Genomic DNA, 15,000 nt, shown 5'->3' on the forward strand with positions numbered 1-15,000 from the left:
TATCGCGCGAGTCCTACCTAAAATCCCATCAAAAATCTACAATCAGACTGCTACTCTACCTGTTTTGCCAAAGCAAACCGCCTGTTATTTTTATTTTACAAAAGGCGATATATCGCGTCTAAAAGCATTGACAAAGAGATGCGGATCGGTTTTAGGAACCACGTTGAACTTGGACAAATATTTCCTCCAAAATTTCACTAGCACCCTGTTGGCGCAAGCGGTGAGCGAGGTCAATTCCGATCATTTCAGCAGTCTCGGCGGCCCCGGAAACACTATCTTTGACGAATCGCTTGCCGTCGAGACTCGATACCATTCCGGTTAAGGTTAATTGACCGTTTTCTATTTTGGTATTGACGCCGATCGGCACTTGACAGCCGCCTTCTAATTCCCGCAGAAATGCGCGTTCAGCATAACATCTTTGGGCGGTTTCCGAGTGTTCGAGAGCTTTAATCAGTGCCATGATTTCTGTGTCTCCGGCGCGGCATTCGATGCCCAAAGCACCTTGTCCTACGGCGTGAAGGGAGATTTCAGCAGGGATAATTTGGTGGATGCGATCGCCCATTCCCAATCTTTCGAGGCCGGCAACTGCTAAAATAATCGCGTCGTAACCGCCCTCATCTAATTTAGCGAGTCGAGTATTGAGATTGCCGCGAATATCTTTAAATTCAAAATGAGGGAAATGATGCCGAAGTTGAGCCAGCCGGCGCAGGGAAGAAGTGCCGATTACTGAACCTTCTGGGAGGGTGTCGAGTTGCTTGTCTTTGTGCTTGGAGTGAACTACCAGGGCGTCAGCGGGATTTTCCCGTTCGGTGACGCATCCTAAAATTAAACCTTCGGGCAAATTGGTAGGCAAATCTTTGAGGGAATGAACGGCAAAGTCCGTTTCATTGTTAATCATTCCCGTTTCTAATTCTTTGGTGAAAAGTCCTTTATCGCCAATTTTAGCGAGGGCGACATCAAGAATTATGTCCCCTTGGGTGGACATGGTGTGGACTTCAAAAGTGTGTTCCGGGAAGTGTTTCTGTAGCTGTTCTTGCACCCAGTGGGTTTGCACGAGAGCGAGTTGGCTTTTGCGGGAACCGATGCGAACGGTTCGGGAAGGGGCAGATGTGGTTGGGGACATAAGATCGATCGGAGGATAGCTTGAAATCAGCCAATATATTCACCTGATCTAGCGTACCGCAGGTGGGGACTTTAATTGCTGGTTGGGATAATTCGGGCGATAAAAGAGAAATACCAGATTTTGACCGCCTGTTTGAAAAAAGGATGCAACGGTAGGCAAGCTCCAGACCTTTACATAATAAGCCCTTGCAATCTAAAATCTAAAATCTAAAATCTAAAATGGTATGACCGCCAGTAGCAGTGAGTCTTGATGATGTTTCCCATCCAGCATTGGGAGTCGCTGGCATGGGGGCGATCGACATTCCGAAGCAAAGCCTGCCGGCGATGTATGATTTACTGAGATGTTGCACCATTGTCAATAAGCCTTTTAGGAACGGGCTCTCCGGCCCGTTCCACAAGAAAATCTACTCTTTGTGGAACAGGCCGAAAAGCCTGTTCTTGAGAATGGTGCAAGATGTAATATTTACCTAGGGTAGAGCCGGATGAACCTGGTTAACATGAGGAGTTAGCTTAGCAGCAGCGAGAAAGAATTAGCTCAAAGGTTGCGAGATTTGGGGAGAGAAATGTAGTGGCGAGGGGAAAAGGGCGATCGTAATTGCGATCGTACTTCTAAAGCCACCAAATAGCTTAGCATCAAAAGTGAATTTGTCAAATTACTAAAATCCTAAAACTATGAAAAGTGCTCTTGACGTAGCTCGTTACTTTTTATCTCGTGTCGATCGAGAAGCAGGCGATACCATTTCTGGGCTGAAACTGCAAAAGCTCGTGTATTATGCACAAGCTTGGAGTTTAGTCTTTAGAAGCCAGCCGCTATTTGATCAAGATATTGAAGCTTGGGTTTCCGGCCCCATTGTCCGCGATGTTTGGGATGAGTACAAAGCTTACAAATATAGCGATATTCCAGCTCCCGATAATTTTGAAGAAGAATTTGATGAAGATGAAATCGAGGTTCTCGAAGAAGTTTGGAATGCTTATGGAGAATTAAGTGCTAAACATCTTGCAGAATTGACGCAATCGGAGACACCTTGGCTCAATGCCCGCAAGGGATTAGAACCTGCGGAAACATCAACTAAAATCATCTCTCACGAGGATATGAAATCCTGCTATGCACCTTTGGTGGAGGCGTAAGTGCAGCTTCCTTGACAAAAGGTAGATCAAACTTTTAGCCCTCAGCTACGGCAATCAATAACTGAACTTCAATTCCTAAAGTCCGAGCACTGCGAGCCAAAGCCTCATCGCCAGTCACCAAACGCAACTGATTAGAACTTGCTACTGCTAAATGCAGTGCATCTAAGGTACGCAACGGTACTTCAAAGCGGCTAATCCAATCGCGAGCTAAATTGTAATGAATTGGCTCTAAGGGGATGCGAGTATAAAAATTTTCATCCAAGTCAGTTTGAAAATTGTTCGCTATTTGTCTTGCCTCTTCGGGAGAAATTTCCCTCATTCGCAATTTTCTGGCAACTGCTGAAAACAGTTCCACCTCAACTAATTGACTTAGTGCAGGTGTGTCTTCAATCCTCAGCAATTCATCAACAGTATCGCTGAGAGCTTCTGGTAAATAGAAGGGGACAAGAACGCTGGTATCTATATAAATCAATACCGTGCTTCCTCCCTTAGCCTAATGACTGTTGCACTCATTGGCTCGCCCTTGACATTAATGGAGTTTCGGAATGCTTTACGCCTAGCTAACCGCTGCTCCTTGGATAGCGGCGGGACTACGCGAGCTACTACTTTACCTTCCTGTACGATCGTCACTTCTTCTCCTTTGGCCACCTTTTCCAAGATAGCTTGCAGACTCTGCTTGGCTTCTTCAACGCTAATCGCAGGCATCTCATTAGTTTTTTAGGTACTTTTTAAGTGTACAGCAACGGGATATTTAATGCGAAAAAGGTCGCGCGTACCTTTTACATTTCTCACCCAAATTTAACGTTGCCCTGCTTGAAGTGCAGAATTTGCTATCTGGACCACTTCTTGCTGCCGTGCGTTTTTCCTTGTGACTCGGTACAGCACCCCCAGCCTTTGCCACTCAACAAAAGCAGTGCAGTAAGCACCGCAATTATTGAAATAAATCCCCCTGAATCCGCCCGCCAATTCAACGCTTCTGTAAGTATCCTGCGGCAATCGCGAAGGAGGCGAAAACGGTTCATTTCTTTGAGCTTCGATTGTGCCGAAATAACAGGCTCCCGCACGGCATCCTTTTCCTAAATACATTCCCACAATGTAACCGTGGGAACCTGCTTGCACATCAAAATCAAGTTGCTGAATGTCTGATAAAGGAAGTCTACTCGGAAGAAAAACAGGCACTCGCGTTTTGCCTTTGATTTGTCTAAAGATGTTACTAGCAGGAAAACGACTGTTAGCTTGGTTTGCACCTGAGTTATCGGAGATTGGGGTCAACTTTTGCACAAAATTCCTCCACTGCACAACTCTATTTTTAGCAATGTTAAAAGTTGGAATAGAGTATTTTTCTAGCGCAAAAGAAGGGCGACCATTTTTCAGGTTGAATCTGCGGCGAATCACTGTAATTTCTGGTTTCCCTAACCCGTAAGCTGTGGCTATGGAACGGGCGAGATTGCAGCTAATTTTGAAGCGTCCCATCTCAATATTGCCATTTTCCGTTTGATAAGACCAAGTGTAACCCTCAGAAGCCCGATCGCGATCGCACAGAAAATGAGAAATCTCAAACATCTTGGCAATATGAACATCGTACAATCGCAACTTGCGGCTGCCGGCAGATTTTGCAGTGTGGCGATCGGGTACAATAAATTGTATCGGTTGCCAGCTATCTTCAGGGGAATAATTAAACCAGCGGATTTCTGTAATCGGGAGTTCAGTCCTTGCTAACGCTGAGTTTGGTGTCCAAGGTGCGTGAAGCGAAGCTATCCCGAAGGGAATCGTAAAAGCAGTCACCACACCAGCAAAAATCGCCGCAAATAGCCATTTTCCCCTCATCCTGATTTCCCCCGAAGTAGGTAAGCGCAAAAAAATATAGCATCTTGTAAGAGGCGAGTGCGAGTTAAGATATATCATACAATAACGGTAAGGTGCGCGCTTACGCACCCTACATATAGAAGTTGTGCCTCCCAGACTGCCAAACTTAACGCTTCCCAGCTTTAATAGCAGAATTTCCTATTAAAATTAAATCAGATTCTCGTCCGTTCTTAATGGCGACGGTATACATAAAACCCTGAGTTTTCCACTGAAGAGTTGCTGTGCAGTAAGCCCCGCAACCGTTATGAAAAACTCCTTTCACACCGCCCGCAAGTTTTACATTTTTTAACGTCTTAGTTACCCCTTCTAGTTTTGTAGTAAACTCCCCGCCTTTTTGACCTTGAATTGACCCAAAAGTGCAAACTGTCGTACCGCCGCAATCTGGTTTATACTCGATTGAAATACTATAGCTGTTTGCTTGTGCTGTAGTTGGATAGTACATTTTTCCCGAAAGCGGAATCCTGCTGGGAATAAAAATAGGCACTTGCGTTTTGCCTTTTAACTTTGGCAAAATTTCACTTACCGGAAACGCAGTGCCTCCTTGAGCAATTTGTGTTGTTCCCGATTGTCGCAGCGACAATTGCGAAGATCCAAAAACAACCGAGAGAGGTACTAAAGCAGTCAATACACCAGCAGAAGTAGCCAAAAGTAATAATTTCTTTTTCACGGTCTTTTTCCTTAATATTCCAATAGTTTAGTTGGGTGGCGAACTGCATTCACCTATCTACAACCATAATTCAAAATACCAAATTAACACTCGCTTTTCCGGGAAAAATGTTTTTTGACTATCTTGACAAGGTTGCCAGAATATGAAGTCATATATAATATAGAGAAGGCGAGCAATTTAGGAGTCTATCGTGGAACTGCAAGAGTATTTGCGCCAGTACGGATTGGAAACTTTGTCCGAAACTTATCATATCAAAGTTACCCGCCACCGCCAATATCCCGATTTAGTCTGTCTGAAATACTCGCAGATAGAATCTCCATTGGGCGAAAAGATAGTCCAGCAGTGCCGAGGCATTATTTTAGATTCATCTCAAGATTGGCAGATAGTTTCTTATCCCTACGACAAATTTTTTAATTACGGAGAAATTCACGCCGCTGCAATTGATTGGAGTCATGCCAAAGTTTATGAAAAACTAGACGGTTCTCTGACTGTACTGTATTTTTACAAGGGAGAATGGAGAGTGCAATCTAGCGGCACTCCCGACGCGGCCGGTGAAGTTAATGGTTTTGGGTTCACCTTTGCCGAACTTTTTTGGAAAGTCTGGCAAGAATTGGGATATCAATTGCCACAAGAAACCGACCAGTGTTTTATCTTTGAGTTGATGACGCCTTACAATAGAATAGTTGTCCAGCAACAAAACAATCAAATCGTGCTGCACGGAGTTCGCAACACTCAAACGCTGCTAGAAACCGATCCGAGTATTTGGGCTAATAAATACGGCTGGGAATTAGTAGCATCCTATCCTTTAACTAGCTGGAAAGAAGTTATCGAAGCGGCTCAACATTTAGATCCGATGAATTCGGAAGGGTATATTATCTGCGATGCTAACTTCAACCGAGTTAAAGTTAAGTCTCCGCAATATGTGGCGATTTCCCATCTGCGCGAAGGGTTTTCGACCCGCCGACTGATAGAAATTGTTTTAACTAATGAAGGAGAAGAGTTTTTAGCTTATTTTCCTGAGTGGAGTGAGTTGTATCAACAAGTTAAGGAGAAATATCAATCTTTGGTTGAAGAAATCGAGGAAGCTTACCGACAGCACGAACATATCGAAGTTCAGAAAGATTTTGCATTAGCTGTGAAACATTTGCCGTATTCCGGGATTTTGTTTTCTTTGCGGGCCCGAAGAGTTGCGGGAGTGAAAGAAGCTCTCCGCGATGTTACTATTCATAAAATAGAAGAGTTATTGGGTTTAGATTACATCCATCTAGGTTTGTAGAAGAAGAAGGCACGACACGGATTTTGACACGGATACACGGATTAATTATCGAGCGTGAGGCAGATGTTTAAGGAAGAGGGAAGTTCGGCAACGGATTATGTAACGGATGTAACGGATGGAATGAAGAGGTAAGTATTTAAACAATGCCCAATGCCCAATGCCCAATGCCCAATTACCAATTACCAATTACCAATTGCCATGAAAAGAGTTATTGTACTTGTCGGCTTACCTGCTTCGGGAAAATCTCAATTTGCTAGGGAATTGCTGCTGTCTGAACCTGCAAAGTGGGTGCGTAGCAATAAAGATTTGCTCAGAGAGATGGCTCACGCTTCTCATTGGTCGCCGGCGAATGAAAAGTTTATTTTGCAGTTGAGAGATACGATTATTTTGATGGCTTTGGAAAGCGGCAAGCACGTCATTGTTGATGATACTAATTTTGGCCCTCACATCGAGCATATCAAGGAGTTGGTTAAAGGTAAAGCTGTTGTCGAAGTTAATGATTCTTTTCTACAAGTTCCGGTTGAGGAATGTATTAAACGGGATTTGAAAAGGCTTAATTCGGTGGGCAAAGATGTGATAATGAAGATGTACAATAAGTACGTGCGGGTTCCCGTTGTGCCGCCGGAATATAACCCGGATTTGCCGGATGCAATTATTGTCGATATGGACGGCACATTAGCGCTTCTCAATGGCAGAAATCCTTTTGATGCTTCTACGTGCGATCGCGATTTGCCCAATCCGCCAGTTTTAGATACTGTTCGCAAGTGGCAGTCCAGCGCCCATATTATTGTAGTGTCGGGCCGAACAGATGATTGTCAGCCTCAAACTAAAAAATGGTTGCAGCAGTATGAGGTTAATTATGCCGCTCTTTATATGCGGAAAACGGGAGATATGAGGAAGGATTCGATTATTAAAGAGGAATTCTATCGGCAGCATATTGATGGAAAGTATAACATAAAGTTTGTTTTGGACGATCGCCAGCAAGTTGTTGATATGTGGAGAGGCTTGGGATTGACGGTATTTCAAGTAGATGAAGGGGATTTTTAAGGCAGGGTTTGTTTGCGCGGGCGATCTCCCAACTCCTAATGCTACACTCAAAGTAACATTGACAAAAATTTTGTTATGATATCCATTCCCCAACCACCCCAAAAAATGACCGTTGAGGAATATCTCGAATGGGAAGCTCAACAAGAGATTCGCCACGAATATGTCAACGGCGAAGTTTTTGCCATGACAGGCAGTACAATTCCCCATAACGATCTGGCACTTAACTTTTACACTGCATTGCGCCCGCATCTGCGTTCCAGAGGCTGTCGGATGAACGTGTCAGATGTGAAATTGCAAGTCAGTTTTCAAAGCCGTTACTACTACCCTGATGTTATAGTCAGTTGCGATCCAGAAGACATTAATTCGCGCAATTTCATTCAGAATCCTAAAATCATTGTGGAAGTTCTTTCTCCCAGTACAAGTGCTAAAGATCGGGATGAAAAATTCACTTGTTATCTAAAAATTCCGACTTTACAAGAGTATATCTTGATTGATTCACAAAAGATTTTTGTTGAGCGTTACTGTCGGGGAGAGGGCAGAATGTGGCTGTACTATTCTTACACTGCTGGGGAGATTATCACTTTATCAAGCATTGAGTTTGATTTGCCGATCGCACTTTTGTATGAAGGTGTGGGATTTGAAACAGAAACAGAAACGTAAATGGGAATATTGAAAACCGCAATCTCTGTAGGGGCGGGTTCACCGAAATCTTTAACACAAATCCAACAATCTGATAAACCCGCCCCGCCCCCGCCCAATTTTACATCAACATTTTATCCCATAAATTAAGGGTAGATTTGTATTTGCGATGGGTGGGGGCGGGTTTAGGAGATTATTCATTTTCGCCATAGATGGTTGGTGAACCCGCCCCTACGGTTCAATTGTACCTGGTGTTGATTGAATACATTTCAAACTATCGCGTCCAAGCCAGCCAGCGGTTAAACAAATTTTTCACAAACGGAGTCAAACGAGTGCGATTGTAAGCATCTCCCGCTTTCCGAATTGCATCAGCTTGTGTTGGATACGGGTGAATTGTGCTAGCAATCTTTCCCAAACCAATATTGTTAACCATTGCCAAAGTAATCTCGCTGATCATATCCCCAGCGTGGCGCGCTACAATAGTTGCACCTAATATTTTATCGCTGCCTTTCTTGACGTGAATTTTCACAAATCCTTCCTCTTCGCCGTCAATAATTGCCCGATCGACTTGACTGAAAGGAATTAAAAATGTATCGATATCAATGCCTGTTTCCTTAGCCTCGTGTTCCCCAATTCCGACGCGCGCAATTTCCGGGTTTGTGTAAGTACACCAAGGTATCGTCAAAGCGCTGAGCTTTTTGCGCCCGAAAAATAGAGTGTTTTGAATCACCATCCTCGCGGCAAAATCAGCAGCGTGAGTAAATTTATGTTTCATGCAAATATCGCCGGCGGCATAAATGCGGGGATTAGTAGTTTGCAAATTGTCGTTGACAAATACGCCCGTGTGTGTATCGTATTCAACGCCGATCGCCTCCAGATTCAATCCTTCCACGTTGGGCGATCGCCCTGTACTCACAATAATTTCATCTACTGTTACCGATGCTTCCTTACCTTGAGATTTATAATAAATTACTTTGCCTGCATTTGTTTTCTCAACGCGCTCGATTGTGGATTCTAGTATTAGTTGAATTTCTTCGCGTAGAAAAGCCTGCTGCACAATTTTAGCAGCATCCGCATCTTCCTTATCTAAAATCTGAGCATTTTTGTGCAGCAATACGACTTCCGAACCCAGCCTCCGAAAGGCTTGAGCCAATTCGCAGCCGATCGGCCCTGCGCCAATTACTGCCAAACGCTGAGGTCTTTCTGTGAGGTTAAATACAGTTTCATTTGTCAGATATCCAGCTTCCTGTAAACCGGGAATTTGTGGTTGTAGCGCCCTTGCACCTGTGGCAATTACTGCTTTTTTAAAGCGGAGAGTTTGACCTGCAACTTCTATGGTAGAATTGCTAGTAAAACGACCAGAACCCAGAAAAACATCAACTCCTAATTTGTACTGGTAGCGTTCAACAGAATCAACATCGCTGATTCCCGCCCTGATGCGGCGCAGCCGTTCCATCACAGCGGCAAAATCCACTTCTACACTGTCAGAAACATTAACACCAAATTTACTTGCTTCCCAGATATCGCCAACAGTGCGAGACGAGCGAATTAAAGCTTTTGACGGCACACAACCGACATTCAAACAGTCGCCGCCCATTAAATGTTTTTCAATCAAAGCAACTTTCGCGCCCAAACCTGCGGCACCTGCAGCCACAATTAATCCAGCGGGCCCCGCGCCAATTACTACTAAATTATAAGAACTAGCCGGTTGCGGATTTACCCAATCGGGGGGATGCAAATAGGAGACTAATTTCTGGTTGTGCTCGTCCATCGGGGGGACAGTTACGCGATCGACTTTTGACTGCGACATTGGCAAATTATCCTAATTAAATACTTTCTTCCAAAGCTTTGCTGGCTATGCGAGTGATAAATACAGTAACAGCGACCGTAGCCAGAAAACTGATAATATTAATTAACCATTTTACTGCGGTATCTTGAGGACTTGCATACACAGTTGCCGTGCCTATCGCAGCAACCTCTCCCACCAAAGAACCCGAGTAAACGTACATAATTGTACCCGGTATCATGCCAAAAGAACCCAGCACGTAATCTTTCAAAGAAACTTGAGTGATTCCCAGAGCGTAATTCAATAAATTGAAAGGAAATAAAGGACAAAGACGAGTCAAAAAAACTATTTTTAATCCTTGTTGGGAAACTGCGCGATCGAGAGCTTTAAACTTGGGGTGAGATTCCATATATTTTACCACGCGATCGCGGCACAAATAGCGCCCGATCGCAAAAGCAAATACAGCACCTAAAGTGGACGCCGCAAAGACGTAAACCGAACCCCACCACAAACCAAAAATCGCCCCCCCTCCCAGCGTCAGTACCGAACCCGGTACAAACAGCACAGTAGCCAAGTTATAAGTAGCTACAAAAGCCACTGGCCCCCACCACCCTAAATCCTCGATCCGCATTAACAGAGTTCTCAAAACATCTTGAACGTAGGCGGATCTAGTTGCTACAATTAAGAGAGCGAGCAAAAGTGCGATCGAAAAAAACAACACTATGCGTTTAAATTTTACCCTAGCATAATCTTGGATTCGTGCTTTTGTCATGATTAACCCGCAAATATTTATCAGCATTATACTGCAAACTTAAATTATTACTGTAAACTACCCTAAAAGCGATCGTCATGACACCAAAAGCCCAAATTCCAATCCCCGAACATTTTGACCACGAAAAATTAGGCGAAGTCTGGCGAGTACCCTACCAAGAACGCGCCGCCCAAGCGAAAGATTGGGCAAAGCAGCACAACATCCAACCAGCAACCAGCGACAAAAACCGCATTTGTTTGATGATAATCGATGCCCAAAATACCTTTTGTCTGCCCGAATTTGAATTATTTGTGGGCGGGCGTTCCGGTAGCGGTGCTGTCGATGACAACCTGCGGCTGTGCGAATTTATTTACCGTAATTTAAACGCAATTACAACCATTGCGCCGACAATGGACACCCACACCGCCATGCAAATTTTTCATCCAATCTTTTGGATAAACGAAGCTGGCGAACACCCCCAACCCGCCGCAACTTCTATTACACTCGAAGATGTCCAAAAAGGCATTTGGAAAGTCAATCCAGCCGTCGCCGATAGCATCAGCGGGGGCAATTTTTCAGCACTGGAAAAACAGGCTTGCCACTACGTCAAAAAACTCAGCGCCGATGGGAAATATCCCCTGACAATTTGGCCCTATCACTCGATGCTGGGTGGCATCGGACACGCGCTGGTTTCTGCGGTGGAAGAAGCAATATTTTTTCATACTATAGCCCGTAACAGCCAAGCACTTTTTGAAATAAAAGGCGGGAATCCACTGACTGAAAACTATTCGGTTTTGCGGCCAGAAGTGTTAGATGGGTTCGACGGCAATCCGATTGCGGAAAAAAATGCTAAGTTTATTGATAAATTGCTCGATTTTGATGCGGTAATTATTGCCGGACAAGCCAAAAGTCACTGCGTTGCTTGGACAATTGATGATTTGCTGACTGAAATTTTGGCGCGAGATCCGAATTTGGCAAAGAAGGTTTATTTGCTGGAAGATTGCACTTCGCCTGTGGTTGTTCCGGGTGTTGTTGATTTTACGGAACAAGCAGATGCAGCTTATCAAAAATTTGCGGCGGCGGGAATGAATGTGGTTAAATCTACTGAGTTAATTCTGGGCGATTAAAGACGAGTGTTTTCTATTGGGTTTTTCAGTGCAAAAAAAGTCTACATGATTAACCAGATGCGGTAATTTTTGTTCGCTTGGCCCTCGGCTGCGATCGCATTTAACTGATTACTTATGATATCATATAGCAATCCTAAATCATTTGTGAATTTCTTACTCCCTCCCCTTACAAAGGGGAGGGTTGGGGCAGGGTAAAAAATTTACGACCCGGCAAGGATTGCAATATTCGGTAAATCACTTACTAGAGAAGTGTAATCAAGGAGTTTCCCGATGGCTGAAAGCGAAATTTATAGTGTTGTTCTGTTTCGGGATGCGAGTGTGCGAGCAATTTCAAAACTCTCGGTAGCCATCGCCACGACTCTTCTGAGTACAGTTGTAACTGCAACCCAAGCCTACGCAGTTCCCGTCACCTACGATTTCACCATCACTGTTACCAAAGGCGGGTTAGCGGGCAATTCATTCAACGGTTCTTTCAGCTACGATGATGCCAAATTGAAGGGAAAAGGAGTGGAAGAATTGGGAATTACTGACGGATTAACGACCTGCCTAAATTACCTTGGACGCACTTATCGCGAAACTGATGATACCAGTTATCCTAACTTTCCGACACTCAGATTTGAGGATGGTAAGATCACACAACTAGACTTCTGGATTCAGCCGAATCAGCGAGTTAATTGGTGGAATTTACCTGGATGGGAAGTCAAGCTGTCTGAGCCTAAAATGGGCGATTCAACTGTTCCCAATTGTCAAAAACGGTGAGGCATGGCTAAGGTGCGATCGACCGTAAAAATATAGCAGGAATTAGATGCAACTGCCTACGCTTACGGTAATTTCATGCAGCCACGCTACGAAGGTGCGATCGTCGATCGTCGGCTGGGGCGATCGAATCTTTACGATCGCTAGGAACGAATGATATCATGTGCGATCGAGCGATTAAAAGGGCGGGTTTTTGAGATTGTCAATTATTGGCAGATATTTTCCGTGAACCCGCCCCTACCGTATTATGGGTAATAGACCGGAAATAATATGACTCAAAGATTGTTTGAAAAAAACCGCATGATTCCTCTTCTCTGTCGGTCAATAGTGCCTCTGCGGTTGACGATTTTCAATAACTATTTCCCATCCAATCTGGGGACTTCTTGCAAAAAACTGCCGCTCAACATTAACTCAGTCATCCGGTCTAAGTTGCCGCTGACTTGCAATTTTTTATCTGTTTGAAAGCGCTCGATATCTGCTTTTAAATTGCCGCTATTATATCCTAATTTACTCAAATAGTCAATAGCTTGTTTGTCACTTAACAAGATATCCGCCGAACGAAAAATCGGCACATATTCCTCGCGCCAAATCTGGGCAAAAGTTGCCCTATCTAAATAGAAAATCCTGCCCCGCGCCGGGTCTCCAATGGCAGCTACACTGTCATTCATTCCCAGCAAAGCGACCGCGTGGGGTAGCTTCCGAGGGCCGTCAAACAGCCAAACTGCTAGCACTCCGGGGCGATTAATTTGCTGAATTTGCTCCCAAGTTGGCGTTAGTTCGATCGCATTTACGCCCAAAGCTCTTGCTGCTATTATTAACTGTGGCATCGAAGTTCCCAAGCGACTCGTGCCGGCAAAACGCGCTACATTCGATTCCGTCGCATCGATTCCCCAACGCCTTAACACTGTTGCTAGGGCGGCGGGGGCGCAACTGCTGTTAGATGTTTGTCGAAATACACCGTTGGGCTGCAAATTATCTATTAAATCATCGTAAATTGGCGCCATAAAATAGTTTTCAGCGCCTGTAAATCCTCCCAATCCCAAGCAACCAATTAAGATTACTGCGATTACTTGCGATCGCGCTGTCAACCAACTTATACTAAAGCCAATACCGCAGACTCCCATCAGCATCACTCTGAGCAAAGTCCAAGTAACTCGCATCCCGTGAAAGCGCCACTCGATCGGCAAAGCAGGCATTTGAGGCATATTTAAAGCCAGTAGCAGCAAGGCAATATAAAAACCCAAAAACAGCAGGGCGATCGAGTTTCTGCCCTTGAACAAATCATTAGCCGTCACTCCCGATCGAACTAACACCCGCCCGAACCGCATTCCCCAGACAAACAGCACCGAACCCAGCACCAGCGTCACTACTATTTCCATGACCTTAAAATTTTGTTGCTTAACGCTAGTTGTAACATTTATGCGATCGACTTGAACCCCAATCAATAGTGCGAGAGAGGAAGAGTGGGAGAGAGGAAGAGTGGGGGAGAGAATTTGACCACGAATTTCAAAGGTGGTACCCGCCACGTGATTTATCCGTGGAATCAATCCAAAATCGAAAATCACTTATTGCCCCCGCATTTATCCGTGGGCTCAATCGAAAATCGAAAATCGAAAATCGAAAATCGATTGACGATGTTTGGGTTTGGTTCCTGAATTTCTCGCTACAATCGAATAAACAGGATTTATCCAAAATCGAAGCAGGTAAAACAACCCTTAATTCTCAAGGCTTTGACCTGCATAGCTTGCTCGATATTAAGTTTTTTCAGGTTTTTCTTGATGAGTCTGAGTCAATGGTTGAGAATGAGATAATTCCGCTACCTAACCCAACAGGAGACATTGCCATGTTTGCCAACTTAAAGCTGAGAAACGGGATGCGACTAGGATATGCACTTCCCATTGCTTTGAAGGGGATTAATGTGTGGGTTTTTTAAAGATAGGAAAAATTTAAGATGATTAACTTCAAAGCCACCAAATTAAGAGAGCGTATTCTGTGGGGATATTCCCTACCTATTTTGCTTTCAGTTGGAGCAGCTACTTTGGTTTTCTTTAATGCTAAAGAAGTCGAAGAAAAAGCAAAAGTGCTAAATAATTCTCATGCTGTTGTTATAGATTTGAAAGAGCAACAGCTAGGATTTGCAGGTATGCAAAAAGCGGCTCGTGGGTATTTTTTGGCCAAAGATAGTGCTTTCTTAACTGAATACAATGAAGAGGCAAACAGCTTTGACAAATCCTATCAGGATTTACTTAATCGGGCACAAAACCCGCAACAGCGCCAGCGGCTAGAGGAAATGAAGGTCTTAAAAAATCAGATAGACCAAGGCTATAAACAAGCCTTTTCTTTGGTTGATCAAGGTAAGCAAGACGAGGGACTTAACTTATGGAAGACACAAATTGTACCAAAGCTTCGTCAGGTTGATGCTATAGCTAAGGAGTTTCAAAGCACCGAGGAAGGGATTTTAATTGAGCAAGAAAAAGAGCAAATTAAAGCTTTGCAGTTCCTGACTACAGTGGTGATTTTAAGCACTGCTGTAGCTGCACTTACGGCAATTGCGATCGCTCTGGGGATTGCTTCAGGCATTGCAAAGAGCATGAATCAGTCAGTCAATATGATTGTTAGTTCTTCCACAGAAATTGCGGCCACAGTAGAACAGCAGGAACGCACAGCCGCACAGCAATCGAGCTCTGTAAATCAAACGACAATCACAATGGATGAGTTGGGCGCGGCTTCCCAACAATCAGCCCAGCAAGCCCAAGCAGGTGCGGAATCTGCACGGCTTGCTTTAAAGAGCACTGAAAGGGGAACCCTAGCAGTGGAGCAAACCCTGGCATCGAT

At 44.3% G+C, this 15,000-nt stretch carries 17 protein-coding genes; 9 read left to right on the forward strand and 8 right to left on the reverse strand.

Annotated elements, in window-relative coordinates:
* Nucleotides 1–151 precede the first annotated feature (151 nt).
* The gene (gene hemC, locus QUA00_RS27410; protein WP_333411822.1) at nt 152–1,123 is read right to left on the reverse strand and encodes a hydroxymethylbilane synthase; all 972 of its coding nucleotides are present in this window, start codon (nt 1,121–1,123) and stop codon (nt 152–154) included.
* A 239-nt stretch (nt 1,124–1,362) separates the two neighbouring features.
* Here hemC and QUA00_RS27415 point away from each other — a divergent pair, with 239 nt between their 5' ends.
* Nucleotides 1,363–1,593, forward strand: coding sequence for a hypothetical protein (locus QUA00_RS27415; RefSeq protein ID WP_333411823.1), 231 nt, complete (start codon nt 1,363–1,365; stop codon nt 1,591–1,593).
* A 201-nt stretch (nt 1,594–1,794) separates the two neighbouring features.
* Nucleotides 1,795–2,250, forward strand: coding sequence for a type II toxin-antitoxin system antitoxin SocA domain-containing protein (locus tag QUA00_RS27420; protein ID WP_333309671.1), 456 nt, complete (start codon nt 1,795–1,797; stop codon nt 2,248–2,250).
* Between the two features lie 34 nt (nt 2,251–2,284).
* Here QUA00_RS27420 and QUA00_RS27425 read toward each other — a convergent pair whose 3' ends face one another.
* The 4 genes from QUA00_RS27425 to QUA00_RS27440 form a co-directional block, all read right to left on the reverse strand.
* The gene (locus QUA00_RS27425; RefSeq protein ID WP_333309673.1) at nt 2,285–2,722 is read right to left on the reverse strand and encodes a type II toxin-antitoxin system VapC family toxin; all 438 of its coding nucleotides are present in this window, start codon (nt 2,720–2,722) and stop codon (nt 2,285–2,287) included.
* Entirely contained in the window at nt 2,719–2,955 is a 237-nt protein-coding gene (locus tag QUA00_RS27430) for a type II toxin-antitoxin system prevent-host-death family antitoxin (RefSeq protein ID WP_333309675.1), read from the reverse strand. The genes QUA00_RS27425 and QUA00_RS27430 overlap by 4 nt, the downstream gene beginning before the upstream one ends.
* A gap of 93 nt (nt 2,956–3,048) precedes the next feature.
* Entirely contained in the window at nt 3,049–4,077 is a 1,029-nt protein-coding gene (locus tag QUA00_RS27435; RefSeq protein ID WP_333411824.1) for a hypothetical protein, read from the reverse strand.
* Between the two features lie 145 nt (nt 4,078–4,222).
* Complete coding sequence (locus QUA00_RS27440) at nt 4,223–4,783, reverse strand: hypothetical protein (protein WP_333411825.1); 561 nt, start codon at nt 4,781–4,783, stop codon at nt 4,223–4,225.
* A 190-nt stretch (nt 4,784–4,973) separates the two neighbouring features.
* On the opposite strand from QUA00_RS27440, the gene QUA00_RS27445 reads away from it, so the two are divergent.
* From QUA00_RS27445 to QUA00_RS27455, 3 genes are all read left to right on the forward strand, one after another.
* Complete coding sequence (locus tag QUA00_RS27445; protein ID WP_333411826.1) at nt 4,974–6,059, forward strand: T4 RnlA family RNA ligase; 1,086 nt, start codon at nt 4,974–4,976, stop codon at nt 6,057–6,059.
* Nucleotides 6,060–6,257: 198 nt separating this feature from the next.
* Nucleotides 6,258–7,106 carry a phosphatase domain-containing protein gene (locus QUA00_RS27450; protein ID WP_333411827.1) on the forward strand — a complete coding sequence of 283 codons (849 nt, stop codon included), beginning with the start codon at nt 6,258–6,260 and terminating at the stop codon, nt 7,104–7,106.
* Between the two features lie 105 nt (nt 7,107–7,211).
* Nucleotides 7,212–7,766 carry a Uma2 family endonuclease gene (locus tag QUA00_RS27455; RefSeq protein ID WP_333411828.1) on the forward strand — a complete coding sequence of 185 codons (555 nt, stop codon included), beginning with the start codon at nt 7,212–7,214 and terminating at the stop codon, nt 7,764–7,766.
* A 253-nt stretch (nt 7,767–8,019) separates the two neighbouring features.
* Here the strand turns inward: QUA00_RS27455 and QUA00_RS27460 are convergent, their stop codons facing one another.
* Entirely contained in the window at nt 8,020–9,555 is a 1,536-nt protein-coding gene (locus tag QUA00_RS27460) for a mercuric reductase (RefSeq protein ID WP_333411829.1), read from the reverse strand.
* A gap of 16 nt (nt 9,556–9,571) precedes the next feature.
* Nucleotides 9,572–10,303, reverse strand: coding sequence for a TVP38/TMEM64 family protein (locus tag QUA00_RS27465; protein ID WP_333411830.1), 732 nt, complete (start codon nt 10,301–10,303; stop codon nt 9,572–9,574).
* A 77-nt stretch (nt 10,304–10,380) separates the two neighbouring features.
* Between QUA00_RS27465 and QUA00_RS27470 the strand changes: the two genes are divergently transcribed.
* The gene (locus QUA00_RS27470) at nt 10,381–11,409 is read left to right on the forward strand and encodes an isochorismatase (RefSeq protein ID WP_333411831.1); all 1,029 of its coding nucleotides are present in this window, start codon (nt 10,381–10,383) and stop codon (nt 11,407–11,409) included.
* Between the two features lie 270 nt (nt 11,410–11,679).
* Nucleotides 11,680–12,168 carry a hypothetical protein gene (locus QUA00_RS27475; protein WP_333411832.1) on the forward strand — a complete coding sequence of 163 codons (489 nt, stop codon included), beginning with the start codon at nt 11,680–11,682 and terminating at the stop codon, nt 12,166–12,168.
* Nucleotides 12,169–12,521: 353 nt separating this feature from the next.
* Here QUA00_RS27475 and QUA00_RS27480 read toward each other — a convergent pair whose 3' ends face one another.
* Nucleotides 12,522–13,691: a cysteine peptidase family C39 domain-containing protein gene (locus QUA00_RS27480; RefSeq protein WP_333411833.1), complete on the reverse strand. Its 1,170-nt coding sequence runs from the start codon at nt 13,689–13,691 to the stop codon at nt 12,522–12,524.
* Nucleotides 13,692–13,702: 11 nt separating this feature from the next.
* On the opposite strand from QUA00_RS27480, the gene QUA00_RS27485 reads away from it, so the two are divergent.
* Both QUA00_RS27485 and QUA00_RS27490 read left to right on the forward strand, forming a co-directional pair.
* Complete coding sequence (locus QUA00_RS27485) at nt 13,703–14,098, forward strand: hypothetical protein (RefSeq protein WP_333411834.1); 396 nt, start codon at nt 13,703–13,705, stop codon at nt 14,096–14,098.
* A gap of 18 nt (nt 14,099–14,116) precedes the next feature.
* On the forward strand, nt 14,117–15,000 hold an 884-nt coding region (locus tag QUA00_RS27490), incomplete at its 3' end, for a CHASE3 domain-containing protein (protein ID WP_333411835.1).

It is taken from the genome of Microcoleus sp. T2B6, from assembly GCF_036700475.1.
Classification (GTDB): domain Bacteria; phylum Cyanobacteriota; class Cyanobacteriia; order Cyanobacteriales; family Microcoleaceae; genus Microcoleus.